Here is a 25,700-nt window from a genome sequence, read left to right as displayed (position 1 = left end):
AGAAAATACCGGACAACAACCTCCCGGCCGCCCGCGGCCGGGATTTTTTTGCGCCGAATATTGCGCCAAGCGTTGTGCGTCGGGCCCGCTAGGAGAGGATGACCAGATTGACCGCCTTCGGTCCCTTCCCCTTCTTGTCCGGTTCGACTTCAAAAGTTATGCGCTGTCCTTCCGCAAGGTCCTTTAGTCCGGCCCGCTCCACAGCAGTAATGTGCACGAAGACGTCGCGGCCGCCGTCGTCGGGCTTGATGAAGCCGTAGCCGCGCTCGCCGTTGAAGAACTTGACCGTTCCCGTCATGGCCATCGGGAAACTCCCCCTCATTGCTCCTCCGTCGCGACGCAGACTCACGTCACGACATGACCGGGCCTTACGAAGCCCGGGAGCTGGCCATCCTTGGACGGACCTCATCGGTCCGGCGGGATCTTTCTTGGGGCCTTCACTCCGCCGCAACCATTCGCGGAAGCGGAACGCAAAGCCAGTCACACAAACAGCATAATACGGTTCTCTCCAGATTGACTACCGCTCCTGCATATTTTTCCCAAGAATGCCGGAGTGTTACGGCTTGGCTTTAAGGCTTGGGCACCTCCAATCGGAATCTGGCAGCCCCGCCCTGGCCGAGCGGCATTTCCAGCTCGGGCAGGATGGTCTTGAGCTCGCCGTGCAGCGTGTAGGGCGGATTGACGATCAGGAGCCCGGCAGAGGTGAGGGCCCCGCCATCGGCTTGCGGCGCGACGCTGAATTCGAGGCGCAGGCATTTGCCCGGCGGTTTTGCTGCAGCTGCGAGCCGGGCGACCGCTTGGGCAAGCGCGTCGGTGGCGCGCCGGTTCTTGGCCGGATACCAAATTACATAGATACCGGTCGGCCATTTCGCGAAGGCCGCCGAGAAGGCTTCGCCGAGCCGCTCGAACTCGTCCTTTGCCTCGAAGGGCGGGTCGATCAGCACGAGGCCGCGCCGCTCCTTCGGCGGCACGAAGGCCGGCAGCGCCACCCAGCCGTCGAGATCGACCACGCGGGCCTGTTCGTCACGGCGCAGCACGTCGATCAGCGCTTTCCACGCCTTCGGTTCGAGCTCGCAGGCGACGAGCCGGTCCTGCGGCCTGAGCAGGCCGCGCGCGATCAGCGGCGAACCCGGATAGGCCTTGAGTTCGCCCCTCGGATTGAAGGCGCGGACGATGTCGAGATAGGGCTTGGTCAGCGCCGCGGTCTCGTTCGACAGGCGCGCCTGCAGCAGCCGCGCAATGCCGGTCAGCCATTCGCCGCCCCGGCGCGCCTCGTCGCTGTCGAGATTGTAGAGGCCGGCGCCGGCATGGGTGTCGATGACGCGGAACGCCGCCGGCTTGTCCTGCAAATATGTGAGGATGCGAGCCAGCACGATGTGCTTGATGACATCGGCGAAGTTGCCGGCGTGGAAGGCGTGGCGGTAGTTCATGGCGGAGAGTTACGACATCGCGAGACGAAAGTAACTGCCGTCGTTCCCGGGCGCGCGAAGCGCGAGCCCGGAATCTCGAGATTTTCAGGTGCGCAATTGCGCACCATAGTTCGGCGCTCGCGCACCGCCCTGGAATGACGACCAGAGTGTTGTGCCTTCAACCTCCCCTGATCGGCGGCATCGTCACTTGCTCGCGGCGGCAGGCGCGGCGCTCGATCTCGTCGCAGGCGCGGAATTGCAGATCCTTGCTGAGGCAGATGCGGACCTCGGAGAGCCGTGTCCGGTTGCAGGTGACCGACACGGCGGCACTGCTGAGACCCGGATTGGCCTTGATGAAGGCCTCCTCGACCTCTGCCGGCGCCACGGTCTTGGCCTGCGACAGATCGAGATATTCGGGCGGGATCTTGATCGCGGCGCGCGCCTTGCGGATCGTCTCGAAATAGCTGCGGCCCTCGAGCCCCGAGCAGGTGCCATGCTTGTCCCACTCGTTGAAGATCAGGCCCGGCGCCGGCATCAGGTCGAGCATCGAGGAGACGATGCCGCGATTCAGCCGCGGTGCCGGCCGCTGGCAGTATTCCGGAAAACCGTTCTCATATTGCGGCCAGAGCCCATGCACCACAAAGGCGTAGGGGCGTCCACCGCACTGGATCTGGGAGCGGCCGCCGCGCTCGGCTGTCTCCTCGCAGAACGAGGGCGACCACGACAGCGACAGCACATAGAAGTCGAACTCGCCCGGCGCGTTCTGCCGCTTGTCCTGGGCCTTGGCGCCGCCGGCGAGCGACGCCACCCCGGCGGCAAGGGTGAGTGAGATCACAAGACGGGAGAACGAACGCAATCTGGAATGAAACATGGCGACGCCCCTCAACTAGACTGTGCAAGCGAGCCTAGCAGGCAACGTGAACATTTCAAGAACAAATTTCGGGCGCCGGTCGTTCGGCCGCTTGATCGGGCCGAACCAGGGCTTTCCAATCAGGGCTCTCCAATCAGGGCTTGGCGGCGCGGCAGGCCGGGTTGTAGGCCCAGTTGCGATCGAGCCCGACCACGCACCATTCGACGCCATCGCCATAGCCGGCGAAGCCAGCATCCTCGGCGATCGAGAAGTGGACTTTGCGCACCTTGCCGTCATTGAGCATGGCGTCGCCGGTGCAATAGCGGCGCGGAATGTTGTCGGACTGCCAGGGCCGGAACGCGACCTCGCGAACGGCGGAGAAGCCGGTGATCTTCAACGAGGAATTCCAGAACGAGCTTTCTTTCTCCCAGAACTGGGTGGCGATCGTCGGCAGTGCCTTGTCGCAATCGACAACATTGCCGTCATAGCGCGGCCCGCTCAGCCAGAAATTCATCTCAAGCGGATTGGCGGCCCTGGCCTCTCCAAGCGACAGCGCCCCGAACATGAGGCCGAGCACGGCGGCAAAGCGAAGCGATTTCGGGGAGGGGGCGCACATGGTCAATCCAGACAGCTAGGTCTTGCGAAGGTCGGACCGTGCCGCGAAGGCCGGAAGAGGTCAAGTGCAACGCGGCAACACTTCGCCGGGAGTTGAGCACGAGGTCGCGGCCGGCGGGGCTTCCGTTCTTTTCACATCCATCTCGGCACCGTAGACTGGAGCCAACCAATTGGAGTGACGGGAATGCGAATCATTGCGGCCGCGGGCCTTCTGGCCCTGGGTATGATGGCGAGCCAGTCGGCGCGCGCCGATATCCTTCCGGTACCGCCGTTCAAGGGCAACGACACCGGCGGCATCATCGCCTATTCGATGGCGTCCCAGGTCGACGCGCGTCAGGTCGCGGTCGATCACTGCGCACGCTATGGCAAGGTCGTGAAGTTTCTTGGAGTGCAGGCCTATGAGGGCGGTTACATCTCGTTCTCCTGCCGCTGGGTGCCCTATGGCGCCGCCGGGCGGCCGCTCCGCACGCTCTACTGAGACGCTGTCGTCACGCCGCGACTCTCGGCCCGGGAGCCTCCCACATGACGCGCAAGCTCGCTTTGCTCGGCTCGACGCTTTGCCTTTCGTTGTCGGCAGGCAGCGCCGGCGCCGACGACCTGCCGGTGCGCAAGGCTGGTCTTTGGGAAATGAAGCTGGTCACATCAGGCTCGCCCATGCCTGAGATGACCATGCAGCACTGCACCGACGAGACCGTCGACAGGGAGATGAGCAACAACGTCTCCCCGATGGCCAAGCAGATCTGCGCCAAGCAGGATATCAAGAAGACCGCGACGGGCTATGTCAGCGACTCCGAGTGCAACGTCGCCGGCGTAAACACGACGTCGCATGCCGAGATATCAGGCGATTTCAACTCGGCCTATACGGTGAAGACCACCTCGCATGCGCAAGGCGGCGTCGCCGGCGCGGCCGGCCGCGATACCACCATGACGCTGCAAGCCAGGTGGTTAGGAGCCTGCAAGCCGGACCAGAAGCCCGGCGACATCGTGATGCCCGGCGGCTTCAAGATGAACATGCGCGACATGGACAAGCTGAAGGCGCTCCTGCCGAAGTAGGCGCGAGAGTTTGTTGCGGTAGATTCCGCTACACTGGAATCCTCACGCTCGCCCTCAATCCACCCATCGGGCTGTCGCCCAGCGTGATGTCGCCGCCGTGGGAGCGGGCGATGTCGCGGGCGATGGCAAGGCCAAGGCCGGTGCCGCCTTCGTCCTGGTTGCGCGCGTTGTCCAGCCGCAGGAACGGCTTGAACACTTCTTCGCGCAAGTGAGCGGGAATGCCCGGGCCGTCGTCGTCGATGGTGACGGTCAAATAACGGTGATCGCGCTGGCCGGTGATGGCGATGTTCCTGCCGTAGCGCGCCGCGTTGGTGATGAGGTTGGCGAGGCAGCGCTTGAACGAGGCCGGCTTCACCGTCACCACGGGCAGGCCGTGGAATGCGACGGTCGCGTTGTGGCCGTGGCGTTCGGCATCGCTGCGCAACTCTTCGAGGGCCTGGGCCATGTCGGTCGGCTGCGACTGCTCGCCGGAATCGCCGCGGGCGAAGGCGAGGTAATCCTCCAGCATCATCGACATCTCGTCGACATCCTTGCGCATGCCCTCGAGCTCGGGGCTGTCGCCGATCAGCGCGAGCTCGAGCTTGAAGCGGGTCAGGATGGTGCGCAGATCGTGGCTGACGCCGGCGAGCATCGCGGTGCGCTGCTCCATTGTGCGCTCGATCCGCGATTTCATCTCGAGGAAGGCGACCGCCGCGCGCCGCACCTCGCGCGCGCCGCGCGGCCTGAAGTTCGGCGCCTCGCGGCCCTTGCCGAAACTCTCGGCGGCGTCAGCAAGGCGCAGGATCGGCTTGATCTGGTTGCGCAGGAACAGCACCGCGACGATCAAGAGGATGGAGGACGTGCCGACCATCCAGAACAGGAAGATCTCCGAATTGGAGGCATAGGCGGCGCTGCGCTGCGCGAACACGCGCATCACGGCATCGTCGAGCTGGATGCGAATCTCGACGAGATTGGAACGGCCGACGGTATCGATCCAGAACGAGCGCCCGATCTGGCGGCCGAGCTGTACCGACAGCGTCTGGTCGAGCAGCGAGAAGAACGGCTTCGGTCCCGGCGGCGGCATATCGCCGGCGGGCAGGAAGTCGACGACGAGGCCGAGGCGCTGCTGGGCGATGCGGCGGATCTGGTCGCGATCCTTGTCCTGCGGATAGCCCTTGTAGACGTCGATCAGCGCGGCGATGTCCTGCACCACCGCAGCCGACAACCGGCGCGTCACCGTGTTCCAGTGCCGCTCCATGAACACGAAAGCGACGACCGATTGCAGCACCACCATCGGCACGATCATGATGAGGAGCGCGCGGGCGTAGAGGCCGGTCGGCATCCAGCCCTTGAACGCGTTGCCCATCCAGCCATTGGCGGCGGAGACGCGCCCGGCGGCGCTCTTCAGAAGCGTCAGGCCGGTATCGATCGTGCTCATCGGTCGCGCTTCACTGATCTATGGCGAGGCCACCAGCCGGTAGCCGATGCCGCGCACCGCCTGGAGGAACAGCGGATTGGCGGGGTCGGTCTCAATCTTGCGCCTGAGGCGGTTGATCTGCACGTCGACGGCGCGCTCGTTGACGCTGCCGTTGCCGGTGAGTGCGCTGCGCGGCACGGTCTCGCCCGGTGTTTCCGAGAGAATCCGCAGCATCTCGCGCTCGCGGTCGGTGAGGTGGATGACCTCCTCGCCCTGGCGCAATTCGCCGCGCTCGAGATGGTAGACGTAGGGGCCGAAGGCAATTTTCTCCACGGTCGCGGCCTGCTGCGGCGGCGCGGCGCGCTTGAGGATGTTGTTGATGCGTAGCGCAAGCTCGCGCGGCTCGAACGGCTTTGCCACGTAATCGTCGGCGCCGATCTGCAAGCCCTCGATGCGCGCCTCCGCTTCATGACGCGCCGTCAGCATCACGATCGGCACCGAGGAAGAGGTCCGGATGAAGCGGGCAAGATCGAAGCCGGTCTCGCCGGGCATCATGACGTCGAGGATCAGGAGATCGAAATGCAGGCCCAGCAGTTTCGAGCGTGCATCGCCGGCGCTCGCCGCGGTGGTGACGCGGTAGCCTTCACTGGCGAGAAAGCGCGAGAGCAGATCGCGGATGCGGCGGTCGTCGTCGACCAGCAGCAGATGCGGGGCATCGTCGGCGGGTTGCACCGGCGGGCGGGCGAGCGTGGCAGCGAGCGGCACGGTCACTCCTTGGCGTCGTGGTTGACGGAAGCGAAGATCGTCTCGAGCACCTTGTCCGGATCGTCGCGGTCGATCATCGCGCGCAGGAAGCGCTTCACGGTCTCGGCGTCCTGCGGAGCCATCTCCGCGAGCGCCTTGGTGATCCGCGTGGTCTGGAGCCCGGCGAGCTTCTGCACCAGCGCCTCGCCCTTCGCTGTGGCGTAGAGCAGGCGCTGGCGGCGGTCATTGTCGCCGGTCTTCTGCACGATATAGCCCTCGTCCAGGAGCTGCTTGAGCACCCGGCCGAGCGACTGTTTGGTGATGCGCAGGACGTCGAGCAGGTCGGCGACCTTGAGGCCGGGATAGCGGTAGACGAAATGCATGACCCGGTGGTGGGCGCGGCCGAAGCCGAACGCCTCCAGCTCCTGATCGGGATCGCCGACGAAGTCGCGATAGGCGAAGAACAGCAGCTCGATGATATCCCAGCGCAAATTGCCTCCGCCGTCTGCGGCGGGCTTGGGCTCGGCAGCGTCGTGAGAGGAAGTTGCGAAATTTATGTCAGGCATATTGACGTATATTGGGTTCAATGTTACAAAACGATCGCCCTACACGAAATTTTAGATCGCTTCGCGTCGGGTGGATCGGAGCAAGGTGGCCGGAGAGAGCCGGGCAGGCGACGACGATTGTCGAGCGGCATTTCGACAAAACATACTGGACTTCCGCCTTCCGCAAAAGCATGTCCTCGATGACATGCTGGCCACGGAAACCGGCCGTAACAAGGCTGGCGGTGGTCCGGCGGAAACCAATCAAGCCAGCCGGGCCCCGAAGCGGGCAAGGCGGGCGCCAGAACAGCGCCGCCACCGGCAGCGGGAGGCAAGGAACATGAGCATGACATTCGACATCCAGCCCGCATCCAATCCGACCCCCGAGAAGGACCGCGTCGCCAAGCTGGTGGACCCCGGCTTCGGACGGGTCTTCACCGATCACATGGCGATCGTTCGCTACAACCAGGCCAGGGGCGGCTGGTATGAGGCGCGGATCGAGGCACGCGCCAACTTCCCGCTGGATCCGGCCGGCGCCGTCCTGCACTACGCCCAGGAAATCTTCGAGGGCCTGAAGGCCTACAAGCGCGACGACGGCGGGGTGAACCTGTTCCGTCCCGATGCCAACGCGCGGCGCTTCAGGGACTCGGCCGACCGCATGGCAATGGCCCAGCTTCCGGAAGACGTCTTCATCGAGGCGGTGGAGCAGGTCGTGCGCATCGACCGCGCCTGGATTCCGGGCGGCGAGGGCAGCCTTTACCTGCGCCCCTTCATGATCGCGAGCGAGACCTTCCTCGGAGTCAAGCCGTCATCGGAATACATCTTTTCCGTCATCGCCTCGCCGGTCGGCTCCTACTTCAAGGGCGGGCCAGCGCCGGTGTCGATCTGGGTGTCCGAGAACTACACGCGCGCCGCGATCGGCGGCACCGGCGCAGTCAAGTGCGGCGGCAACTACGCCGCGAGCCTGCGCGCCCAGGCCGAGGCGATCCAGCACGGCTGCGATCAGGTCGTCTTCCTCGATGCGGTCGAGCGCCGCTACATCGAGGAGCTCGGCGGCATGAACGTGTTCTTCGTGTTCGACGACGGCTCGCTTTCGACGCCGCCGCTGGGCACCATCCTGCCGGGCATCACCCGCGATTCCATCATCACGCTCGCCCGCGATGCCGGCAAGACCGTGCGTGAGGAGCCGTACTCGCTCGACCAGTGGCGCAAGGATGCGGCGAGCGGCCGGCTCAAGGAAGCCTTCGCTTGCGGCACCGCGGCCGTGATCTCGCCGATCGGCAAGGTGCGCTCGGTGAGCGGCGATTTCGAGATCTCGGGCGGCGCCGCCGGTCCCGTCGCCATGGGCCTGCGCAAGCAGCTCGTCGACATCCAGTACGGCCGCACCAACGATCCGCACAACTGGATCCGCAAGGTGCTTTGAGGCTCTCGTGTCCCGGACGCGCAAAGCGCGAGCCGGGACCCAGAGTGCTAGTGGCTGGACCCCGGATCAGCAGCGCAGCACGCCGCCAAGAGGCGGCGCGCTGCGCTGCATCCGGGGAACGCCGGCTGGTATCTGACACGATGAGAACACCCCGGTTGCCGCCCCGCGCCCCGGCTGGTAAACGCCGCGCATGGCCGAGAAACCCAAGAAACCCCAGAAACTGAAGGCGCGCCTGCCGCGCGGGCTCGAGGATCGCGATCCCGCGGCGATCCGGGCGACGCGCGAGATGGTCGAGAAGATCCGCGCCGTCTACGAGCTCTACGGCTTCGAGCCGGTGGAGACGCCGGCGATGGAATACACCGACGCGCTCGGAAAATTCCTGCCCGACCAGGATCGTCCGAACGAGGGCGTATTCTCGTTCCAGGACGACGACGAGCAGTGGATCAGCCTGCGCTACGACCTGACCGCGCCGCTGGCGCGCTATGTCGGCGAGCGCTACGGCACCGACGGTCTGGTCCTGCCCTACCGCAGCTACCGCGTCGGCTATGTCTTCCGCAACGAGAAGCCAGGCCCCGGCCGCTTCCGCCAGTTCATGCAGTTCGACGCCGACACGGTCGGCTCGGCAACGCCCGCGGCCGACGCCGAGATCTGCATGATGGCGGCGGACACGATGGAAGCGCTCGGCATCGCGCGCGGCCAGTACGTCGTGAAGGTGAACAACCGCAAGGTGCTCGACGGAGTTCTGGAAGCCATTGGGCTCGCCGGTGACGAGAACGCAGGCCGCAGGCTGACCGTGCTGCGCGCGATCGACAAGCTCGACAAGTTCTCCACCGACGAAGTGCGCAAGCTGCTCGGTCCCGGACGATGGGACGGCGGTGAAGAAGGCAAGGGCGACTTCACGAAGGGCGCCAACCTGAGCGCGGCGGAAGCTGACGTTGTTCTCGCCATCACCAAGCCGCGCGACGATTGGAAAGAGGCCGTTGCTGCGGCAGAAACTTACCTCGCCAAGAGCGAGATTGGTCAGGCCGGCGTGAGCGAATTGGATGAGATCGCCAAGCTGGTTGCTGCCTCGGGTTACGGTGCGGATCGTATCAAGATCGATCCCTCCGTCGTCCGCGGTCTCGAATACTACACCGGCCCCGTCTACGAGGTCGAACTCCTGCTCGACGCCAAGGACGAGAAGGGCCGCCCGGTGCGGTTCGGCTCGGTCGGTGGCGGCGGGCGCTACGACGGCCTCGTCTCGCGCTTCCGCGGCGAGCCGGTGCCGGCGACCGGTTTCTCGATCGGCGTGTCGCGCTTGCAGGCTGCGCTGACGCTGCTCGGCAAGCTGGATACGCGGCCGGAGTTCGGCCCCGTCGTCGTCACCGTGTTCGACCGCGACCGCGTCGCCGACTACCAGAAGATGGTGGCAAGCTTGCGCACCGCCGGCATCCGCGCCGAGCTCTATCTCGGCAATCCCAGGAACATGGGCAACCAGCTCAAATATGCCGACCGCCGCAACTCGCCTTGCGTCATCATCCAGGGCTCGGATGAAAAGGCGCGCGGTGAGGTGCAGGTCAAGGATTTGATCGAGGGCGCGAAGGCGGCCGCCGCGATCGCCTCCAACCAGGAATGGCGCGAGACCCGTCCGGCGCAGTTCTCGTGCAGCGAAGCCGATCTCGTCGCCAAGGTGCGCGAGGTGCTGGCGCGCCATGACGTGAGCTGGGGCTAGCCATTCGCTCCATTCGTCATGCGTGGCCTTGACCCGCGCATCCATCTTTCAAATGATGAATGGCCGGGAAAAGCCCGGCCGTGACGGCAGCAGCAGGGAGACAACGATGCCTGAGATCACCATCAGCATGGCCGAAGGCCGCACCGACGAGCAGAAGGCCGGCATGATGCGCGACATCACCCAGGCGCTGGTGAAGAATCTCGGCGTCGATGCCGATGCCGTCGTCATCCAGATCAACGAAGCTCCGCTCCGCCACAAGATGAAGGGCGGCAAGACGTTTGTGGAACGCGCGGCGGCCGCGAAGAAGTGACGCGTTAGCGTCATTCCGGGGCAGCCCGCAGGGCTGAACCCGGAATCTCGAGCCAGAAACTTCTGGATTCCGGGTTCGCGCTTCGTGCGCCCCGGAATGACGAGCAGGCACCATGGACGCACGCGACTTCATCACAATCGGCATGAGCGCCGAGCGCACGCTGGTGGTCCCAGTGGAGCGCACGGTCGGGCATTTCGTGCCCGGCATGCCTTTTGTTTATGCGACGCCGATGATGATCCTCGAGATGGAGATGACGGCGGGCGATGCAATCCGCGCTGTGCTTCAGCCGGGCTGGGTCACGGTCGGCACCGAGGTCGACATTCGCCATCTCGCAGCGGCGCTGGTCGGCGCGACGGTGCGGACGACGGCCAAAGTGGTTGCGGTCGAGCGCCGCGTCATCCGCTTCGAGGTCGAGGCCTTCGAGGGCACGCGCAAGCTCGGCGAGGGCCGCCACGCGCGCGGGCTCGTCAATGTCGAGATGTTCAACAAGCGGCTGGGTGCGTAGCGCGCGCCACCTGTTTACTTCGCCAATTCCCTCGACCGCTGCGTCGCCGCGGCGATGGCGCGGATCATCAGATCGCGCAGGCCCGGCTCGCCCATCAGCACGCCGAGCGCCGCAGCCGTGGTGCCGCCGGGCGAGGTGACGTTCTGGCGCAGCGTGCTCGACGGAAGATCCGACTGATGTAGCAGCTCGCCCGAGCCGGCGACGGTCTCGCGGGCGAGCTTCGTCGCGAGCGACTCGGGCAATCCGGCTTCCACGCCGGCGCGGGCGAGTTCCTCGGCGAGCAGGAATACGTAGGCCGGGCCGGAGCCGGAGACGGCCGTCACTGCGTCCATCAGGCCTTCGTCCTCGACCCATTCCACCGCGCCGGTGGCGCGCAGCAATGCATCGGCCACCGCGCGCTGATCCGCGCTGACGTTCTTCGCCGCGACAGCCACGGTGATGCCACGGCCAATCGCGGCCGGCGTGTTCGGCATCGCGCGCACCACGGCACCGCCGCAGACCTCCTCGAGCGAGGCGATCGTGGTGCCCGCCATGATCGAGACCACCGAGGTCTTGTCCGACACGAACGGCTTCAGCCTGGCGCCGGCCTCGCGGAACATCTGCGGCTTCACCGCGACGACCAGGGTCTCGACGGGGCCGGCGGTCGTCACGTCGGGATTGAGCGCGACGCCCTTGGCGGCAAGCGCGGAGATCTCGGGCGAGATGAACGGATCGACCACCGCGACACAGCGCGGATCGAGCCCGCCCGCCAGCCATCCGGTCAGCATCGCACCGCCCATCTTGCCGGCGCCGGCGAGCAGGATGGTGCCCGTGATGTTTTGAAGCGTGCTGTTGTTTGCCACGGTCGTCACCACAAACTCGCTGTCGTCCCTGCGAACGCAGGGACCCATAATCACCAGCGGTCTTAACGGATGACGGTGTTGGCAACAAGCCGTGTGCCACAAGAGGCATCACGCGGTCTGGGTCCCGGATCGTCGCTGCGCTCGTCCGGGACGACATCGTGGAGAGAGCTACGGCTCCCCCATGTCATGAGAGGCCTTAGGCCTCTCCGACAGTGTCGAACATCGCAGCGTCCATGGCCTGCGCGGTGGTCTTGCCGGCCCACACCACGAATTGGAACGCCGGGAAGTAACGTTCGCAGGCGTGAATGGCGCCGGCGAGCATGACTTCGCATTGCGCGGTCGAGGCGGTGAGGCCGCCCGGAAGCACCAGGGCCTGGCGGTGCATGATCATGCCGGTGTTGGTCCACAGATCGAAATGGCCGACCCACAGCTGCTCGTTGACGGCGGCGACGAGCCGCTGCACCTCGCTTCGCCGCGACAGCGGAATCTTCATGTCGAATGCGCAGGCCAGATGCAGCGCCTCGATCTCGCCCATCCAGGTGAAGGAGAGCTGGTAGTCGGTCCATTGTCCCTTGGAGACAATCGTGAGTTCGTCTTCGCCGGAGCGTTCGAACGGCCAGTTGTTGCTGGCGGCGATGTCCTCGACCACCGCGAGCGGATGGCTTCTGGAATCGATAGCGCTTTCGAGCAGGGACATGCCGTCTCGACCTCTTGCCTTTTTGTTGTCCTTGATACGCACGCGGTTGGGCCCGGCGCGCTCCCTAAACGTCGCTACGGCGTCCCTCGGACTTGCCCTTGCGATCCCTCGGATCGGCGCGGGGCTCATCGCGGATCAAGTGATGTGATTTGCGGAATCTGCGCAACGGGGTCCCGAGTCCGTCCACAAGCCAGGACTCGTTCGTCCACAGCTGATCTCCGCCACAATTCTTAACGTTGGAGGTCACAATCCCAGATCGAGGAGAACAAACCGGAATCAGATTCACGAGGGGCTCCGTCAGATCCGCCCGGCGAGGGCCGGACCGCCAGGAGGACCTCAAACCTGGCATGGGACCATGCGCTTTGCCCATGCGGAACGCGCTTGCCGCGACTGCTCGCCGGCGGCATATTTCCCGGCAGGCCGTTCATCCCGGACGGTCGATGTTCTCAGGGCGGGGTGAAAGTCCCCACCGGCGGTAAGGGCCGAAAGGCCTAAGCCCGCGAGCGCCTTCCGAGAGGGTTATCCCGAGCGGAAGGGTCAGCAGATTCGGTGCAACTCCGAAGCCGACGGTCAAAGTCCGGATGAAAGAGAACGGTCGGTGGCAGGCGCATCGAGAGGATGCGGCTGTTTGTCGTGCCGTGTGCCCTGATTCTGGTCCTTAAACCGAGGAAAGCCATGAATCAGATGTTGCAAGATCCCCAAACCGAAACTTCCAAAGCCGAAACGTCTCACCCCACCCAGCCGCCGGTTCCACAAGACCCGGTGCCGGAGCATCCGCGCTTCGCCAAGCCGCAGCGGGTGGCCTTCGTGCAGGCCTGCTGGCACCACGACGTGGTCGAAGAGGCGCGCATCGCCTTCATGAAGGAGGCGGAAGCGCGGCACCTGACCCATGTTGACGTGTTCGAGGTGCCGGGATCGTTCGAGATCCCGCTGCATGCGCAGGTCCTTGCCAAGACGCGGCGCTACACCGCGATCGTTGCCGCCGGTCTCGTCGTCGACGGCGGCATCTACCGCCACGAGTTCGTCGCGGACACCGTCATCAAGGCACTGATGGACGTGCAGCTCCGCACCGAGGTGCCGGTGTTCTCGGCCGTGCTCACGCCGCAGCAATTCCACGAGACCGAGGTGCACTACGACTTCTTCCGCAAGCACTTTGCGATCAAGGGCGTCGAGGTGGCCGAGGCCTGCGCCAAAACGCTGCACGGCCTGGAGCGACTGCGCGGCCAGGTCGCGGCGGGGATCGTGGGGTAGCCCGCAAAGTCATTCCGGGGCGGCGCATGAGCGCCGAACGATGGTGCGCACTTGCGCACCGGAGTTCTCGCTTCGCGAGCCCCGGAATGACGTCAATGGCTAGTCGAACAGGCTCGACACCGACTCTTCCGCGGCGGTGCGCGCGATTGCGTCCGAGATCAGGCTGGCGATCGGCAGCGTGCGGATGTTCGGCGCCTTGGTCACGGCATCCGTCGGCAGGATCGAGTCGGTGATCACGAGCTCCTTCAGCCGCGAGCCCGCAATGCGGGCGGCCGCGCCGCCGGAGAGCACGCCGTGGGTGATGTAGGCGTAGACGTCCTTGGCGCCCTTGGCGATCAGCGCGTCGGCCGCGTTCACCAGCGTGCCGCCGGAGTCCACGATGTCGTCGACGAGGATACAGGTGTATCCGGCGACGTCACCGATCACGTTCATGACCTCGGACTCGCCCGGACGCTCGCGCCGCTTGTCGACGATCGCGAGCGGGGTGTTGATGCGCTTGGCAAGGCCGCGCGCGCGGGCCACGCCGCCGACGTCGGGCGAGATCACCATCACCTTGGAGAGATCGAACCTCTCCTTGATGTCGCGCACCATCAGCGGCGCCGCGTAGAGATTGTCGGTGGGGATGTCGAAGAAGCCCTGGATCTGTCCGGCATGCAGGTCGAGCGTCATCACGCGGTCGACGCCGGCCTGCGTGATCAGATTGGCGACGAGCTTGGCCGAGATCGGCGTGCGCGAGCCCGATTTGCGGTCCTGTCTTGCATAGCCGAAATAGGGCAGCACCGCAGTGATGCGGCGCGCCGAGGAGCGGCGCAGCGCGTCGGTGATGATCAACAGCTCCATCAGATGGTCGTTCGCCGGGAACGAGGTCGACTGGATGATGAAGGCATCCGAGCCGCGGACGTTCTCCTGGATCTCGACGAAGATTTCCATGTCGGCGAAGCGCCGCACCACCGCCTTGGTCAACGGCAGGTCGAGGCCCTGCGCGATGGCCTGTGCGAGAGCCGGATTGGAGTTGCCGGCGACGAGCTTGATGGAGCCGTTCTTGGCCGACATGGACGCTTCCTCCCGCGCTTTGCTGGATACGACGTTCAACATCAGAAAATACCCACTGGAAGCACGGTTACGACGGGCGAGGAAATATCAGGCCGGAGGCTGCAATGGCAACCCGGGATGCTACGTTTTCCCTTTGAAAATCCTGAGTCGGGCCAACGGCTTGGCCGCAACTTGAGGCCGTGGTTGAGCGGGGGTTATCGCTCGGCATAGCCGAGGGCCGAGGTCGTCATGTCGGGTCTCGGCGCGGCCGGAAACGCGCTCGCCACGGCCGGTCCCCGCAAGGTGGGAGCTGCGCCGGGCGCATCCGGCGTTCCGTTGATCATGTTGGAAAGTCCGCTGAATCCGGCCTGGGCGATCCTCCGCAGCACGAGGTCGTCAGCAGCCGCCCAAGCATCACGTGTCGCGTCGCGGCCGCCCTTGGCCGAAGTCGGTTCCTCGCCCGAGAGGCGCAGCGCCCGCTGCTGGTTGGCGTCGTAGACGTCCCAGACCCAGGCGATCACGGTCTTGCCGCGCACCACTTGGGCGGAGAGATAGCTGCGCACGCGATAGGCAGCCGTCCCCTCGCGGGAGACCACGGACAGGCTGCGCAGCTTGGATTCGCTGTCGAGCACCCCGACCATGCGGTCGAACACCTGCGGCGGCGGGCCGTCGATGGATTCGAACGCCACCGTCGCACCGCTGCCACCGCTCGGCGCCATCGCATAGGAATTGCCCGGTGCGTTGCCGCCGGCGCAGCCGGCCAGCACGGTCGCCGCCGCGAGCAGCATGACCGCCAGCACGCGCGAACCCGCGCGGCCAAAGATGAATGACGCATCCCTCATTATGGAGGGCAGCGATATCGTTAAAATCGATTAAGGTCTAGGGCAGCGGCGACACATACCGTCGTCATCGCGTCTACCCGCCCGTCATTCCGGGGCGATGCGCAAGCATCGAACCCGGAATCTCGAGATTCTCAGGTGCGCAAGTGCGCACCGGGGCTTTCGCTACGCGAGTCCCGGAATGACGATCGAAAAGGTTGCTGTTGTGTTCACCCTTCCAGCGCGATGGCGTGAACGTGCCGGCCGTAATCCGGCTCCTTGCGATGCACCGAGCGGCGATAGCTGAAGAAACGCTCATCGGCGTAGGTGTCGAGCCCGAGATCTTCGATCATCAGGATGCCGGCGGCTTCCAGCCGCTTGCGGATGAAGCCGGCGAGATCGAACATCGCATGGCCCTCGCGCACGGATGGGATGAAGAACATGGCGTTGTCGGCGTCCGCCTCGATGAAACGCGTCACGAATTCGTTGCCGACCTCGTAGCTCTCCTGCCGGATCAGGGGGCCGATCGCGGCGATGATGCCGCCGCGCGTTGCGCCGAGCTCCTCCATCGCCGAGATCGTCGCTTCCAGCACGCCGGTCAGCGCGCCCTTCCAGCCGGCATGCGCGCCGCCGATCACGCGCGCATTGGGATCGACGAACAGCACCGGCCCGCAATCGGCGGTGGAGACGCCGAGCGCGATGCCGGGCGTCTTCGTCACCAGCGCATCGCCCTTCGGCCGCGGCCCGTTCGGCCAGGGCGCATCAGCCACGCGCACGTCGGGCGAATGAACCTGGTGCAGGCTGAGGAAGCGCCCGGGCGCGACGCCGACATGCTCGGCCATGCGGCGGCGGTTCTCCGCAACGAGGGTCTGATCGTCGTTGGAGCCGAGCCCGCCGTTCAGCGCGGAATAGATGCCGCTGGAGACGCCGCCCTCGCGGGTGAAGAAGGCGTGGCGCAGGCCGGGCACGGCCGACAGCAGCGACGAAGCAAGCGTCATGAGGTCTCTCCAGCCTGTTCGAGGTCGCTGAGGCCGGCAAGGCCCGTCAGCCGCGGCTCGGAGATGCCGAGCACCTTGAACATCGAACCCATGCCGCCGCGTCCGGTATCGGTCAGGCGGTTGAGCGCGACCGAAATATCGGTGGCGACTTCGGGCGTCGCCTTCTGCATCAAGGCGGCGGCGCGGGTGTCGATGCCGATACGCTTGAGGAAGTCGCCTTGCGTCACCGGGCCGTGCACGCGGGCGCCGACATCCTCGGCCGCGCGCGCCAGCGCCTGGAAGTCGACGTGGGCGGTGACATCGGCCTGACCCGGCGCCTTCAAGGGATCGGCGAAGGTGTGGCGCGCGATCGCCTGAAATGTGTCGCCGGCATCGCTGCGCAGATGGCCGTAGTCGATGATCAGGGCCGCGCCGTCCTGGTCGCGCACGCGCGTGGCGAGCTTCATGATCTCGCCGTCCGGCCGCCACTCGAACACGGCGCCGACCGGTGCGGCGCGCACCAACGGTGGCAGCAGAACCTCGAAGCGTGGCGTCGGCTCGGGTGCTGCGCCGAACTGAAGCCTGCCGTCGGTATCGATCTCGATCACGCGCTCGTGCCAGCCGTTCTCGTAGCGGACCATCTGGTGGACCGGCAGCACGTCGAAATATTCGTTGGCGAGGATGATGCTGGGGCCTTCCGGCACCTCGTCGATGCGGTCGTGCCAGACGATGTTGCGGATGGCCGACAGCGTCGCACTCTGCCGTTCCCGCAGGACCGGATTGACCTCGACCAGGTGGATCTGGAGCGCCTGGTAGAGTGGCGGCAGCACGCGCAATGCACGCAGCGCATCTGCCATCATGGTGCCGCGGCCGGGGCCGAGTTCGATCAGCCGCAGCAATTGCGGCGAGCCCATCTGCTTCCAGACCGAGGCGGTCCACAGTCCCAGGAGTTCGCCGAACATCTGGCTGACTTCGGGGGCGGTGGTGAAGTCGCCCTCGCGCCCGAGCGGATCGCGCGAGACGTAATAGCCGTAGCGCGGATGCATCAGGCACAGTTCCATGTATCGCCAGACCGGCATCGGGCCTGAGGATTTGATCAGCGCCTTGATCTCGTTGAGGAGCGGCGTGTCGGTCACGGCTGCCTTCTCGAAATGAACTAACGAATGGTCTGGAGGCGCTTCGGCGCCCCCCGCCTGACAGCCCATACGATAAGTAGGGTGCCAACGATAAGCATCGGGATCGACAACAGCATGCCCATGGTTAATCCGCCCCAGAGGAAACCGAGCTGGACGTCCGGCTCGCGGAAATGCTCGCCGGCGATGCGGGTCAGGCCGTAGATCAGGATGAAGGCGCCGAGGATCATTCCGGGGCGCTTCAGCGCGCCGAAGCGGATCATGATGGCGAGCACCGTGAACAGCAGGATGCCCTCCATGCCCGCTTCGTAAAGTTGGCTCGGATGGCGGGGCAGCTGCGTCGGATCGTTGGGGAAGATCATCGCCCAGGGCAGACTCGCGTCCGTGGCGCGGCCCCACAATTCGCCGTTGATGAAGTTGGCGATCCGTCCGAGCAGCAGCCCGACCGGGGCGACGGCGGTGGTGATGTCGCCGAGCGACAGGATCGAGATGCCGCCCCGATAGGCGAACCACATCACCGCGACGACGCAGCCGAGGAAGCCGCCATGGAACGACATGCCGCCCTCCCACAATTTGAAGATCGCGGCGGGATGATCGATGAAGAAGGGCAGATTGTAGAACAGCACGTAGCCGGTGCGGCCGCCGAGGATGATGCCGAGCGTGACCCACAGGATGAAGTCGTCGACCTGCACCAGCGAGATTGGCGCCGGTCCGCCCCACAGGCGCTCGTTCTTCAGGAGCGAGCGCGCATAGAGCCAGCCGAACACGATGCCGCAGATATAGGCCAGCGCATACCAGCGGATCGCGAACGGACCGATCTCGATCGCGATCGGCTTGAAGGCGGGAAAGTCGATCAGCAGAAAGGGCATCGCGCCTTCTATGTCTGGACGAGATTGCGGCGAAGGAGCACCGGCAGACGCCGTGTGATTCTTCTTATGCAGGCACGTTGAATACGATTGCAAGGAAACCGGTTCATGACAAGGATACCGGCGATCGGCCCTTGAACCGTTCGATCCGGATTGCCATTGTCTTTTCGAGAGTTCGCGCAAAGTTTATCGGAGGCCGAAATGACCCAGACCAGCAACCGGTTTTTCGACGAGATCGGCCGGCTGATGAATGACGCCGCCGGTGCTGCCCAGGGTGTCAAGCGCGAGTTCGATACGGTGATGCGCACTCAGGCGGAAAAATTCCTGCGCGACATGGACCTCGTCAAGCGCGAGGAGTTCGAGGCGGTCAAGGACATGGCGCGCCTCGCGCGCGAGGAGAACGAGGCCCTGAAGGCGCGGATTGCAGCGCTGGAGGCGAAGCTGGGCGGGTAGGGCTCTTACCCTCCCCTGGAGGGGGAGGGTCGATCGCGCGTAGCGCGAGCGGGGTGGGGTGACAGTCTCTCCGCGTCGAATAGTGCCCGTGGGGAGAGATCACCCCACCCCGTCTTACATTTCGCTACGCTCAATGTGAGCCGACCCTCCCCCTCCAGGGGAGGGTAGGGCAGGACCCCGGGGCCGTCAGCCCATTCTCCTTGTCATTTCCGCATCTTCCGGGTAAAAGCCCGCCACGTTCGCGGCCCCCGCACCCCTGGAGGCCTGCTGCGGATGATGCCATGGGCCGCCTTGCGGCCCATTAACTTTTGCAAAAACAAGGACTTAACGACATGGCGACGACCGTCAAGGAATTGAAGGCGACCGCACGTCCGAAGAGCGGCAAGGGGGCCGCCCGGGCTGAGCGTCGCGCCGGCAGAGTGCCCGGAGTGATCTACGGCAACAACCAGCCCCCGGTGACGATCTCGATTGAAGATCGTGAACTGCGCCAGCGCATCCTGGCCGGCCGGTTCCTGACCACGCTGGTCGACATCGACCTCGAGGGCAAGAAGCACCGCGTGATTCCGCGGGACTACCACCTCGATCCGGTCAAGGATTTCCCGATTCACGTCGACTTCATGCGGCTCGGCGAAGGCGCCACCATCCGCATCAGCGTGCCCTTGCACGTGGTGAAGGCCGAAGGCTCGCCCGGCGTGAAGCGTGGCGGCACCGTCAACATCGTCGCCCATGCGATCGAGCTCGAATGCGGTGTCGAGAGCATTCCGCAGTACATCGAGGCCGATGTCGGCTCGCTCGAAATCGGTCACTCGCTGCATCTGTCGGACGTCAAGCTGCCGGCCGGCGTGAAGGCGCTGACCCGCGAGGACGCGACCCTCGTCACCATCGTGCCGCCTTCCGGCTACGCCGAAGAGCAGAAGGCCGCCGCTGCGGCTGCGGCTCCTGGCTCTGCTGCGGCAGCTCCGGCGGCTGGCGCTGCGGCTCCGGCCGCGGCCGCTCCGGCGGCTGCTGCCAAGGCTCCCGCCGGCGACAAGAAGAAGTAATCTCTCAAGGCTGGCGCGCGGTCCCTGATCGCGCGCCGAGCGAGGGGCGCGCCGCGTCATGCGACTCTTTGTTGGGCTCGGCAATCCCGGCGCGAAATACGCACGTAACCGGCACAATATCGGCTTCATGGCCGTCGAAGAGATTGCGCGGCGTCATGGTTTCGCACCATGGCGCCGCCGCTTTCAGGGCGAGACCTCGGAGGGCACGCTCGGATCTGAGCGCGTGATCCTGCTCAAGCCCACGACCTACATGAACGAGTCCGGCCGCAGCGTTCAGGAAGCCGCGAGCTTCTTCAAGATCGCCGAGGGCGACGTCACCGTGTTCCATGACGAGCTCGAGCTGCCGCCGGGCAAGGTGCGGGTGAAGATCGGCGGCGGCATCGCCGGTCACAACGGCCTGCGCTCGATCTCGGCGCATATCGGCAACGATTACCGCCGGGTCCGGCTCGGCATCGGTCATCCCGGCGTCAAGGAACTGGTGCACGGCCACGTGCTGTCGGACTTCGCCAAGGCCGACAATGAATGGGTGGCGACTCTCTGCGACGCTGTCGCCGAGCACGCCGCGCTGCTTGCCAAGGGCACGGACGCGACCTTCGCCAACAGGGTGCATCTCGCCATGCAGGCGAAGGGATTTTTGACCAAGGACGACAACGGCAAGGAATAACGCTGGTGGGATTCAAATGCGGGATCGTCGGGTTGCCCAATGTCGGCAAGTCGACCTTGTTCAATGCGCTGACCGAGACGGCCGCGGCGCAGGCTGCGAACTATCCGTTCTGCACCATCGAGCCGAATGTCGGCGAGGTCGCCGTGCCCGATCCGCGGCTGGAGAAGCTCGCCGCCATCGCCAAGTCCGGTCAGATCATTCCGACGCGACTGACCTTCGTCGACATCGCGGGCCTCGTGCGCGGCGCCTCCAAGGGCGAAGGCCTCGGCAACCAGTTCCTCGCCAATATCCGCGAGGTTGACGCCATCGCCCATGTGGTGCGCTGCTTCGAGGATTCCGACATCACCCATGTCGAGGGCAAGATCGCCCCGCTCGCCGACATCGAGACCATCGAGACCGAGCTGATGCTCGCCGACCTCGACAGCCTCGAGAAGCGCGTCGACAATCTCACCAAGAAGGCCAAGGGCAACGACAAGGACGCCAAGGAGCAGCTCGACCTCGTGGGCCGCACCCTGGTGCTGCTGCGAGAGGGCAAGCCCGCGCGCCTCGTCGAGCGCAAGCCGGAGGAGGAGCGCGCCTTCGGCATGCTCGGCTTGCTGTCGTCCAAGCCCGTACTCTACGTCTGCAACGTCGAGGAAGGCTCGGCCGCGACGGGCAATTCGTTCTCGAAGGCCGTGCAGGAGCAGGCCGCCAAGGAAGGTGCCGTCGCCGTCGTCATCTCGGCAAAGATCGAATCCGAGATCGCCACCATTTCACGCGAGGAGCGTGCCGACTTCCTGGAGACGCTGGGCTTGGAGGAGGCCGGTCTCGACCGCCTGATCCGCGCAGGCTACACGCTGCTCGACCTCATCACCTACTTCACCATCGGCCCGAAGGAAGCGCGCGCCTGGACCATCCATCGCGGCACCAAGGCGCCGGCCGCGGCGGGCGTGATCCACACCGACTTCGAGAAAGGCTTCATCCGCGCCGAGACCATTGCGTATGAGGACTACGTCGCGTTCGGCGGCGAAGCCGGTGCGCGCGACGCCGGCAAGCTCCGCCTCGAAGGCAAGGAATACGTCGTCGCCGACGGCGACGTGATGCATTTCAGGTTCAATACGTAGAATTGTCATTCCGGGATGGTCCGAAGGACCAGACCCGGAATCTCGAGATTCCGGGTTCGCGCTTCGCGCGCCCCGGAATGACGGCGCTACCGCATCCCGCCGCCCTGGTCGCGGATCGCGCCAAGATGCTCGTTGATGCGGAAGACGATCAGGATCAGCTCCGCGGCGATGCGCGAGAACACGATGCCGACCACGACGCTCGCGATCGACGACAGCAGCACCAGGAAGCCGCCGAACGGGCTGATCGCCATCGCAGCTAAGCCGGAGAAGATGCCGGAGAGGCCAAACAGGCATATCAGCGCGATCACCAGCCAGTAGAAGGTCTTGATGATCGTCGGCGTGATGAAGCGGTCCCACTGAAACAGGTCGCTGAATGAAAACATTGCTCTCCCCAGGCAAGTCGGGACTTCGAATCGGGTCTCGGCTCTCGGTTCATCCGACTCAAGACCGGATCGCCGCGTCGAATGTAGCACGAGCCATGCGGGCCGGCGGGTTGAGATTGCGGTAAAGTGCGGCCACAATCTGTCATTTCCGCCAATCAATCCCCAAGATGACCCTGACCTTCGAAGATTTCCCGCCCGGCCGCTTCGGAACGTTCGGCCCGCGTCATGTCACCCGCGACGAGATTTTGGCCTTTGCCGCCGAGTTCGATCCGCAGCCGATGCACCTGGACGAGGAGGCGGCGGCGAAAAGCATGCTGCGCGGCCTGTCCGGCTCGGGCTGGCACCTCTGCTCGCTGATGATGCGGATGATGGCCGACGGCTTCATCACCCGCGCCGCCTCGCTCGGCTCGCCCGGCGTGGACGAGGTGCGCTGGCTCTCGCCGCTCAGGCCCGGCGACGATCTCATGCTCGACGTCGACGTCGTGGAGGCGCGCGCCTCCAAGAGTCGACCGGAGCTCGGCATCGTCAAGTTCAAGTGCACCGTGCGCAACGCCAAGGGGCAGGCCCTCGCGGAGATGACCTCGCCGATCCTGATCAAGCGGCGCGAGGGAGCGGTCTGATGCGGTTCTTCGAGGACATCGAAATCGGCCAGCGCCGCGAGATCGGTGCCTATATGTTCACGGCCGAAGCCATCAAGACATTCGCCGCAAAGTTCGATCCGCAGCGTTTTCACCTCGACGAGGAGGAGGGCAAGAACTCGCTATTCGGCGGGCTCGCCGCCTCTGGCTGGCATGTCGGCTCCGCCTGCATGAGCCTGCTCGTCGCCGACGGCCAACGTCTGGCACGGGAAGCCGCAGCCCGCGGCGAGGAGGTCGCGGTGTGGGGCCCGTCGCCGGGCTTTCGCGACCTGCGCTGGATCAGACCCGTGCTCGCCGGTGACACCGTCGCTTACGTCAATGTCGTCGTCGACAAGCGCACCTCCGCCTCGCGTCCCGGCTGGGGCATTCTGACGTCCCGCACCACCGGCACCAACCAGCGCGGTGAGGAGGTCTATTCCATCACCGCCAGCGCCTTCGTGCCGCTGCGTGCGAAGGGCGGAGCATGATCCGGAAAAATGCGCAGCGGTTTTCCCTCGCGGCAGACGCGGAACGCGTTTGCGCGGGGATCATGCTTGAACGACAACCTGAAGCGCGATGACGATTCATCCTGATCGCATCGGCTTTAGATCTGTTCCAAGATGAACGGGGCAAATCAGTGCGCGAGTGTTGCCCTGACGCTATGGACGCGATTCCGGCCGGCTGCCATAAGCCTGCGCAACATGGTTACCGCGAGCCGTTTTGGCGGAGCCAGTAAGTTGCTAACCAATTATGAACCTGTCGCCGTCTATTTGAAACGAATTGGCAGACGGCAGGGGACGAGGACCATGGCAGACCGCGGCGCACTCAAATTCGTAGGATTCATCTTCGCGACCGCGACGCTGGCCGTGATGCTGATCGCCGGCATGGTGGTGAAGGGCTACGCCGATGGCGCCTACACCCTGGAAGCCTCGACCGTGGAAGCCGCCTGGTAAGAGCTCGTTAACTTTCCGGGGCCGGCGTTCGGCCCTGTGTCAGCGGCTGTAGACGAACGCCAGCACCGCGATCGCACCCGCCAGCAATCCGACAAAGCGCAGCATGATCGTGCCGAGCTGATTCGGCGCGGGCCGCAGCGAGATTGGGTCCGTGTTGTCGGGCCGAATGCTTTCCATGAGATGTCCCCAGACCCGGCCGGCAACGGCCACGGGCGCTTGGCATTGGTCGCCGGGGAGGGGCGGTGGGTTCAAAAGTGGGTGCTCTTCGCCTTTCCCGGCAAGCGGGGAGAGGAAGAGAAACACCTCCACAAATCAAACCGCCGCGCCCCTTCCGGAACGCGGCGGCCGTGATGCGTGAGACGCGCGATCAGCTGTTGCGCAGGCCGTCGGCGGCGCGCTTCCACTGCGCGACGTTGTCGGCGATCATGCGGGTCGACTTCATCGCAGCCTGGCTGAGCTGGGCGTAGCCGGAGATCTCGCGCTGGACGCGCTGGCCTTCAGCATGCAGCAGGTCGCGCAGGCTCTCGAGCTCGGAGATGAGGTTCTCGATCTCGGCCAGCGAGGTGCCGGCGACGCGCTGGATCAGCGAGTTGACGTTGTTGACGGTGGCTTCCGCGCTCGGGTCGAGCGGCGGCGCGTCGGTCGTGGTCGCGGCCGGGCGGCGCAGATAGGCGATGTCGTTGCGGACGAAATCGCGGATGCCGGCTTCGACCTCGGTCACGGCGGCGAGGTTGGTGTCGACCGTCTCGGTCTCGGTGGCTTCGATCTTTTCGGGACGGGTGGCGTTCATCGTTGTTCCCCTGTTCGCGTTGAGCGCAGCGCGAGTGTCCCCCGCACGACGACGTCTGTGAGGCTCCCCATCTGTGCGTCCGAATTTGGCCGCAAATGGGCCGAGATGCGGCAAGGCCGGACCATTCGGGGGTATTGCCGTGGCGCATGGTTAGGAGAGTGTAAAGGCTGGTTCCAGCAGCGGAGTGAATGCGCGGCTCGGCCGGTGCCTCACTCCCTCGCCCCGCAGGCGGGGAGAGGCGAAGACACTACCAGCTCTTCTTGAAGCCCGCCGTCAGGCTCTTGTTGATCGCGCCTTGCGAGGTCTCGCCGACCGAGCCGGAGACGGTGACGTTGTCGAACAGCTTCTGCTCGGCCCCGACCTTGCGCAGCCATTTGTCGTCGGTGGTCGACAGCGTCTGGCCGGCGGAGATGCTGGTGCCGGTGTCAGTCAGGGTGACCTTGGCGGTCTGGTCGGTCTCGTAGTTGCGTGTGATGTGCCCGCCGATGCCGGGCACCGCAGTGGTGCCCTGCTGGTTGACGCTGTAGCCGTTCTGAAGCGTCAGCGAGGTGTCATCCGACAGCGGCACCGATTTGGTCAGCGACGCCCCGATCCGGCTCTGCTCGGCGCCGGGATCGATCCGGGCTTCCACCGCGGTCTCGTCCCAGATCGAACCCGCGCCCGGCGCGGTCGCCGCCGCCCAGGCGCTGCCGGAGGATTGCGGCAGGCTGCCGCCATTGGCGGCCTTCTGCGCCAGCAGCTCGGACATCGTCCGCGGCTCGCTCGTCACCGTCATGTCGGCGCCGATCCGCGTATCCCAGAACGAGAACACGGAATGCTTCACGGTCACCGCCGAGGAGCCGTTTGCATTGGGGTTCGACGACCAGTCCAGGCCGTCCTTGGCGGCGGCCTGGGCGCGCTTCTTGGCGGCCATGGGATCAATGCCGGTCCCGGCATCGACCGCGAGCTGGCTCCAGTCGAGCTTGTCGACGTCGATGCCTTTGAGCACGTCGGGGTCGTTGACGTCGGGGGTCTCTGCGGCCTCGGTGTCGGCCTCCTCCGCAGGCGTGGCCGCACTGGGCGGAATGATCTGCGCCGACACCGTCAGCACCGAGCCCAAAATGAATGCGGCCGCCAGCACCGGCAGCCTGGTCCAGCCAAACCCTGTCGAGAATTCCATCGTCCTGCCCGCGAGCCCCGGCGCATGCTTTCCGACAATATATATCGGCCGTCCGCAAAGACCATGCGCCATTCCGCTCACAGGATGCTGATCCATCGTCGCGGAATTGTGGCCGCTCGCCGCGGGACGCGAACCAACGGGCCGCGCGAAAAGGCGCGCGCCCGATGACGAGCTTGTGATGCGACGGCATCCGGCGGGGCTGGAGGCCAGGACGTCGCGGTAGCCTTGTCATCGGTCCCGACGAGCGGGGCCCGTTGGCGTCCCCCCTGAAGCGCGATGATCATCATCGCGCTTCAGGTTGTTGTTTGCGCATGATCTTTTCGGAAAACCGCTTCGCACTTTGCGCTAACGCGGCCCTTCGGGT

General features: G+C 65.3%; 32 protein-coding genes and 1 riboswitch. Of the genes, 14 read left to right on the top strand and 18 right to left on the bottom strand.

Translation table 11 applies throughout. The features are described 5' to 3' along the window. Positions 1-88: 88 nt before the first annotated feature. From XH87_RS24880 to XH87_RS24865, 4 genes are all read right to left on the bottom strand, one after another. On the bottom strand, positions 89-304 hold the full coding sequence (locus XH87_RS24880; RefSeq protein WP_008544396.1) for a cold-shock protein: 216 nt from the start codon (positions 302-304) through the stop codon (positions 89-91). 265 nt (positions 305-569) lie between these two features. Continuing rightward, positions 570-1,430: a 23S rRNA (adenine(2030)-N(6))-methyltransferase RlmJ gene (locus XH87_RS24875; RefSeq protein WP_271589279.1), complete on the bottom strand. Its 861-nt coding sequence runs from the start codon at positions 1,428-1,430 to the stop codon at positions 570-572. Positions 1,431-1,587: 157 nt separating this feature from the next. Next, complete coding sequence (locus XH87_RS24870; protein WP_035710494.1) at positions 1,588-2,280, bottom strand: ribonuclease T2 family protein; 693 nt, start codon at positions 2,278-2,280, stop codon at positions 1,588-1,590. 133 nt (positions 2,281-2,413) lie between these two features. After that, complete coding sequence (locus XH87_RS24865; protein WP_442868302.1) at positions 2,414-2,875, bottom strand: hypothetical protein; 462 nt, start codon at positions 2,873-2,875, stop codon at positions 2,414-2,416. Between the two features lie 183 nt (positions 2,876-3,058). Between XH87_RS24865 and XH87_RS24860 the strand changes: the two genes are divergently transcribed. Continuing rightward, positions 3,059-3,352, top strand: coding sequence for a hypothetical protein (locus XH87_RS24860; protein WP_271589278.1), 294 nt, complete (start codon positions 3,059-3,061; stop codon positions 3,350-3,352). A 44-nt stretch (positions 3,353-3,396) separates the two neighbouring features. After that, the gene (locus XH87_RS24855) at positions 3,397-3,927 is read left to right on the top strand and encodes a DUF3617 domain-containing protein (RefSeq protein WP_035710489.1); all 531 of its coding nucleotides are present in this window, start codon (positions 3,397-3,399) and stop codon (positions 3,925-3,927) included. Positions 3,928-3,955: 28 nt separating this feature from the next. On the opposite strand, the gene XH87_RS24850 is transcribed toward XH87_RS24855, so the two are convergent. From XH87_RS24850 to XH87_RS24840, 3 genes are read right to left on the bottom strand one after another with little or no spacing between them, the layout of a single operon-like run. Next, positions 3,956-5,344 (bottom strand): ATP-binding protein, encoded by a 1,389-nt coding sequence (locus XH87_RS24850; protein ID WP_035710488.1) that lies wholly within the window; start codon positions 5,342-5,344, stop codon positions 3,956-3,958. A gap of 18 nt (positions 5,345-5,362) precedes the next feature. Next, on the bottom strand, positions 5,363-6,094 hold the full coding sequence (locus tag XH87_RS24845) for a response regulator (protein ID WP_035710486.1): 732 nt from the start codon (positions 6,092-6,094) through the stop codon (positions 5,363-5,365). Further along, positions 6,091-6,633 (bottom strand): MarR family winged helix-turn-helix transcriptional regulator, encoded by a 543-nt coding sequence (locus XH87_RS24840; RefSeq protein ID WP_442868301.1) that lies wholly within the window; start codon positions 6,631-6,633, stop codon positions 6,091-6,093. Before XH87_RS24840 ends, XH87_RS24845 begins: the two co-directional genes overlap by 4 nt. Before the next feature lie 316 nt (positions 6,634-6,949). On the opposite strand from XH87_RS24840, the gene XH87_RS24835 reads away from it, so the two are divergent. The 4 genes from XH87_RS24835 (at position 6,950) to XH87_RS24820 (ending at position 10,558) form a co-directional block, all read left to right on the top strand. After that, positions 6,950-8,032 carry a branched-chain amino acid aminotransferase gene (locus tag XH87_RS24835; RefSeq protein WP_271589276.1) on the top strand — a complete coding sequence of 361 codons (1,083 nt, stop codon included), beginning with the start codon at positions 6,950-6,952 and terminating at the stop codon, positions 8,030-8,032. Between the two features lie 190 nt (positions 8,033-8,222). Next, a complete protein-coding gene (gene hisS, locus XH87_RS24830) occupies positions 8,223-9,743 on the top strand; it encodes a histidine--tRNA ligase (RefSeq protein WP_271589275.1) in 1,521 nt (506 codons plus the stop codon). 55 nt (positions 9,744-9,798) lie between these two features. Continuing rightward, positions 9,799-10,053: a tautomerase family protein gene (locus tag XH87_RS24825; protein WP_081492500.1), complete on the top strand. Its 255-nt coding sequence runs from the start codon at positions 9,799-9,801 to the stop codon at positions 10,051-10,053. A gap of 112 nt (positions 10,054-10,165) precedes the next feature. After that, on the top strand, positions 10,166-10,558 hold the full coding sequence (locus tag XH87_RS24820; RefSeq protein ID WP_035710474.1) for a thioesterase family protein: 393 nt from the start codon (positions 10,166-10,168) through the stop codon (positions 10,556-10,558). A gap of 14 nt (positions 10,559-10,572) precedes the next feature. Here the strand turns inward: XH87_RS24820 and proC are convergent, their stop codons facing one another. Together proC and XH87_RS24810 are read right to left on the bottom strand one after the other, a co-directional pair. Further along, on the bottom strand, positions 10,573-11,448 hold the full coding sequence (gene proC / locus XH87_RS24815; RefSeq protein WP_271589742.1) for a pyrroline-5-carboxylate reductase: 876 nt from the start codon (positions 11,446-11,448) through the stop codon (positions 10,573-10,575). Positions 11,449-11,596: 148 nt separating this feature from the next. Continuing rightward, on the bottom strand, positions 11,597-12,097 hold the full coding sequence (locus XH87_RS24810) for a YbjN domain-containing protein (RefSeq protein WP_271523143.1): 501 nt from the start codon (positions 12,095-12,097) through the stop codon (positions 11,597-11,599). Between the two features lie 438 nt (positions 12,098-12,535). Beyond that, positions 12,536-12,694: riboswitch (FMN riboswitch) on the top strand. 78 nt (positions 12,695-12,772) lie between these two features. On the opposite strand from XH87_RS24810, the gene XH87_RS24805 reads away from it, so the two are divergent. After that, positions 12,773-13,348: a 6,7-dimethyl-8-ribityllumazine synthase gene (locus XH87_RS24805; protein ID WP_158671426.1), complete on the top strand. Its 576-nt coding sequence runs from the start codon at positions 12,773-12,775 to the stop codon at positions 13,346-13,348. 99 nt (positions 13,349-13,447) lie between these two features. Here the strand turns inward: XH87_RS24805 and XH87_RS24800 are convergent, their stop codons facing one another. The 5 genes from XH87_RS24800 to lgt form a co-directional block, all read right to left on the bottom strand. Then, positions 13,448-14,401 carry a ribose-phosphate pyrophosphokinase gene (locus XH87_RS24800; RefSeq protein WP_035710467.1) on the bottom strand — a complete coding sequence of 318 codons (954 nt, stop codon included), beginning with the start codon at positions 14,399-14,401 and terminating at the stop codon, positions 13,448-13,450. Positions 14,402-14,595: 194 nt separating this feature from the next. Further along, complete coding sequence (locus XH87_RS24795; RefSeq protein WP_158671424.1) at positions 14,596-15,222, bottom strand: hypothetical protein; 627 nt, start codon at positions 15,220-15,222, stop codon at positions 14,596-14,598. 206 nt (positions 15,223-15,428) lie between these two features. After that, a complete protein-coding gene (pgeF, locus tag XH87_RS24790; RefSeq protein WP_035710458.1) occupies positions 15,429-16,196 on the bottom strand; it encodes a peptidoglycan editing factor PgeF in 768 nt (255 codons plus the stop codon). Continuing rightward, on the bottom strand, positions 16,193-17,311 hold the full coding sequence (locus tag XH87_RS24785) for a class I SAM-dependent methyltransferase (protein WP_271589274.1): 1,119 nt from the start codon (positions 17,309-17,311) through the stop codon (positions 16,193-16,195). The genes pgeF and XH87_RS24785 overlap by 4 nt, the downstream gene beginning before the upstream one ends. A gap of 20 nt (positions 17,312-17,331) precedes the next feature. Continuing rightward, a complete protein-coding gene (gene lgt / locus XH87_RS24780; protein ID WP_035710452.1) occupies positions 17,332-18,177 on the bottom strand; it encodes a prolipoprotein diacylglyceryl transferase in 846 nt (281 codons plus the stop codon). A gap of 198 nt (positions 18,178-18,375) precedes the next feature. Between lgt and XH87_RS24775 the strand changes: the two genes are divergently transcribed. The 4 genes from XH87_RS24775 to ychF all read left to right on the top strand — a co-directional run bounded on the left by XH87_RS24775 (position 18,376) and on the right by ychF (position 21,434). Continuing rightward, entirely contained in the window at positions 18,376-18,627 is a 252-nt protein-coding gene (locus XH87_RS24775; RefSeq protein WP_018648337.1) for an accessory factor UbiK family protein, read from the top strand. A gap of 332 nt (positions 18,628-18,959) precedes the next feature. Continuing rightward, complete coding sequence (locus XH87_RS24770) at positions 18,960-19,667, top strand: 50S ribosomal protein L25/general stress protein Ctc (RefSeq protein WP_271589273.1); 708 nt, start codon at positions 18,960-18,962, stop codon at positions 19,665-19,667. Positions 19,668-19,725: 58 nt separating this feature from the next. Then, positions 19,726-20,331 (top strand): aminoacyl-tRNA hydrolase, encoded by a 606-nt coding sequence (gene pth, locus XH87_RS24765; protein WP_271589272.1) that lies wholly within the window; start codon positions 19,726-19,728, stop codon positions 20,329-20,331. A 5-nt stretch (positions 20,332-20,336) separates the two neighbouring features. Beyond that, positions 20,337-21,434 carry a redox-regulated ATPase YchF gene (gene ychF, locus XH87_RS24760; RefSeq protein ID WP_035710444.1) on the top strand — a complete coding sequence of 366 codons (1,098 nt, stop codon included), beginning with the start codon at positions 20,337-20,339 and terminating at the stop codon, positions 21,432-21,434. Between the two features lie 86 nt (positions 21,435-21,520). On the opposite strand, the gene XH87_RS24755 is transcribed toward ychF, so the two are convergent. Beyond that, a complete protein-coding gene (locus XH87_RS24755) occupies positions 21,521-21,817 on the bottom strand; it encodes a DUF4282 domain-containing protein (RefSeq protein WP_035710442.1) in 297 nt (98 codons plus the stop codon). Positions 21,818-21,984: 167 nt separating this feature from the next. Between XH87_RS24755 and XH87_RS24750 the strand changes: the two genes are divergently transcribed. From XH87_RS24750 to XH87_RS24740, 3 genes are all read left to right on the top strand, one after another. Then, positions 21,985-22,437 carry a MaoC family dehydratase gene (locus XH87_RS24750; RefSeq protein WP_271589271.1) on the top strand — a complete coding sequence of 151 codons (453 nt, stop codon included), beginning with the start codon at positions 21,985-21,987 and terminating at the stop codon, positions 22,435-22,437. Continuing rightward, entirely contained in the window at positions 22,437-22,922 is a 486-nt protein-coding gene (locus XH87_RS24745; RefSeq protein ID WP_271589270.1) for a MaoC family dehydratase, read from the top strand. The genes XH87_RS24750 and XH87_RS24745 overlap by 1 nt, the downstream gene beginning before the upstream one ends. Positions 22,923-23,240: 318 nt before the next feature. Next, the gene (locus XH87_RS24740; protein ID WP_035710437.1) at positions 23,241-23,387 is read left to right on the top strand and encodes a hypothetical protein; all 147 of its coding nucleotides are present in this window, start codon (positions 23,241-23,243) and stop codon (positions 23,385-23,387) included. A gap of 39 nt (positions 23,388-23,426) precedes the next feature. Here the strand turns inward: XH87_RS24740 and XH87_RS24735 are convergent, their stop codons facing one another. The 3 genes from XH87_RS24735 to XH87_RS24725 form a co-directional block, all read right to left on the bottom strand. Beyond that, entirely contained in the window at positions 23,427-23,564 is a 138-nt protein-coding gene (locus XH87_RS24735; protein WP_193374148.1) for a hypothetical protein, read from the bottom strand. Positions 23,565-23,754: 190 nt separating this feature from the next. Further along, on the bottom strand, positions 23,755-24,177 hold the full coding sequence (locus XH87_RS24730) for a hypothetical protein (RefSeq protein ID WP_028176660.1): 423 nt from the start codon (positions 24,175-24,177) through the stop codon (positions 23,755-23,757). 247 nt (positions 24,178-24,424) lie between these two features. Continuing rightward, on the bottom strand, positions 24,425-25,336 hold the full coding sequence (locus XH87_RS24725; protein WP_271589269.1) for a hypothetical protein: 912 nt from the start codon (positions 25,334-25,336) through the stop codon (positions 24,425-24,427). Positions 25,337-25,700: the final 364 nt, after the last annotated feature.

The sequence above is a fragment of the Bradyrhizobium sp. CCBAU 53415 genome (genome assembly GCF_028128735.1).
Classification (GTDB): Bacteria; Pseudomonadota; Alphaproteobacteria; order Rhizobiales; family Xanthobacteraceae; genus Bradyrhizobium.
The sequence above is the reverse complement of the archived record's forward strand: the minus strand, read 5'-3'. Positions and strand labels throughout refer to the sequence as shown.

Excerpts from the sequence above, each read along its gene's own strand:
- XH87_RS24875 (WP_271589279.1), bottom strand. The coding sequence starts at position 1,430 with ATGAACTACCGCCACGCCTTCCACGCCGGCAACTTCGCCGATGTCATC.
- XH87_RS24860 (WP_271589278.1), top strand. The coding sequence starts at position 3,059 with ATGCGAATCATTGCGGCCGCGGGCCTTCTGGCCCTGGGTATGATGGCG.
- XH87_RS24865 (WP_442868302.1), bottom strand. The coding sequence starts at position 2,875 with ATGTGCGCCCCCTCCCCGAAATCGCTTCGCTTTGCCGCCGTGCTCGGC.
- XH87_RS24850 (WP_035710488.1), bottom strand. The coding sequence starts at position 5,344 with ATGAGCACGATCGATACCGGCCTGACGCTTCTGAAGAGCGCCGCCGGG.
- XH87_RS24855 (WP_035710489.1), top strand. The coding sequence starts at position 3,397 with ATGACGCGCAAGCTCGCTTTGCTCGGCTCGACGCTTTGCCTTTCGTTG.
- XH87_RS24880 (WP_008544396.1), bottom strand. The coding sequence starts at position 304 with ATGGCCATGACGGGAACGGTCAAGTTCTTCAACGGCGAGCGCGGCTAC.
- XH87_RS24840 (WP_442868301.1), bottom strand. The coding sequence starts at position 6,633 with ATGCCTGACATAAATTTCGCAACTTCCTCTCACGACGCTGCCGAGCCC.
- XH87_RS24740 (WP_035710437.1), top strand. The coding sequence starts at position 23,241 with ATGGCAGACCGCGGCGCACTCAAATTCGTAGGATTCATCTTCGCGACC.
- hisS (WP_271589275.1), top strand. The coding sequence starts at position 8,223 with ATGGCCGAGAAACCCAAGAAACCCCAGAAACTGAAGGCGCGCCTGCCG.
- XH87_RS24735 (WP_193374148.1), bottom strand. The coding sequence starts at position 23,564 with ATGGAAAGCATTCGGCCCGACAACACGGACCCAATCTCGCTGCGGCCC.
- XH87_RS24820 (WP_035710474.1), top strand. The coding sequence starts at position 10,166 with ATGGACGCACGCGACTTCATCACAATCGGCATGAGCGCCGAGCGCACG.
- XH87_RS24725 (WP_271589269.1), bottom strand. The coding sequence starts at position 25,336 with ATGGAATTCTCGACAGGGTTTGGCTGGACCAGGCTGCCGGTGCTGGCG.
- XH87_RS24810 (WP_271523143.1), bottom strand. The coding sequence starts at position 12,097 with ATGTCCCTGCTCGAAAGCGCTATCGATTCCAGAAGCCATCCGCTCGCG.
- XH87_RS24805 (WP_158671426.1), top strand. The coding sequence starts at position 12,773 with ATGAATCAGATGTTGCAAGATCCCCAAACCGAAACTTCCAAAGCCGAA.
- XH87_RS24730 (WP_028176660.1), bottom strand. The coding sequence starts at position 24,177 with ATGAACGCCACCCGTCCCGAAAAGATCGAAGCCACCGAGACCGAGACG.
- XH87_RS24870 (WP_035710494.1), bottom strand. The coding sequence starts at position 2,280 with ATGTTTCATTCCAGATTGCGTTCGTTCTCCCGTCTTGTGATCTCACTC.
- XH87_RS24745 (WP_271589270.1), top strand. The coding sequence starts at position 22,437 with ATGCGGTTCTTCGAGGACATCGAAATCGGCCAGCGCCGCGAGATCGGT.
- XH87_RS24825 (WP_081492500.1), top strand. The coding sequence starts at position 9,799 with ATGAATGGCCGGGAAAAGCCCGGCCGTGACGGCAGCAGCAGGGAGACA.
- XH87_RS24800 (WP_035710467.1), bottom strand. The coding sequence starts at position 14,401 with ATGTCGGCCAAGAACGGCTCCATCAAGCTCGTCGCCGGCAACTCCAAT.
- XH87_RS24835 (WP_271589276.1), top strand. The coding sequence starts at position 6,950 with ATGAGCATGACATTCGACATCCAGCCCGCATCCAATCCGACCCCCGAG.
- XH87_RS24795 (WP_158671424.1), bottom strand. The coding sequence starts at position 15,222 with ATGAGGGATGCGTCATTCATCTTTGGCCGCGCGGGTTCGCGCGTGCTG.
- pth (WP_271589272.1), top strand. The coding sequence starts at position 19,726 with ATGCGACTCTTTGTTGGGCTCGGCAATCCCGGCGCGAAATACGCACGT.
- XH87_RS24755 (WP_035710442.1), bottom strand. The coding sequence starts at position 21,817 with ATGTTTTCATTCAGCGACCTGTTTCAGTGGGACCGCTTCATCACGCCG.
- proC (WP_271589742.1), bottom strand. The coding sequence starts at position 11,448 with ATGGGTCCCTGCGTTCGCAGGGACGACAGCGAGTTTGTGGTGACGACC.
- XH87_RS24775 (WP_018648337.1), top strand. The coding sequence starts at position 18,376 with ATGACCCAGACCAGCAACCGGTTTTTCGACGAGATCGGCCGGCTGATG.
- lgt (WP_035710452.1), bottom strand. The coding sequence starts at position 18,177 with ATGCCCTTTCTGCTGATCGACTTTCCCGCCTTCAAGCCGATCGCGATC.
- pgeF (WP_035710458.1), bottom strand. The coding sequence starts at position 16,196 with ATGACGCTTGCTTCGTCGCTGCTGTCGGCCGTGCCCGGCCTGCGCCAC.
- XH87_RS24750 (WP_271589271.1), top strand. The coding sequence starts at position 21,985 with ATGACCCTGACCTTCGAAGATTTCCCGCCCGGCCGCTTCGGAACGTTC.
- XH87_RS24770 (WP_271589273.1), top strand. The coding sequence starts at position 18,960 with ATGGCGACGACCGTCAAGGAATTGAAGGCGACCGCACGTCCGAAGAGC.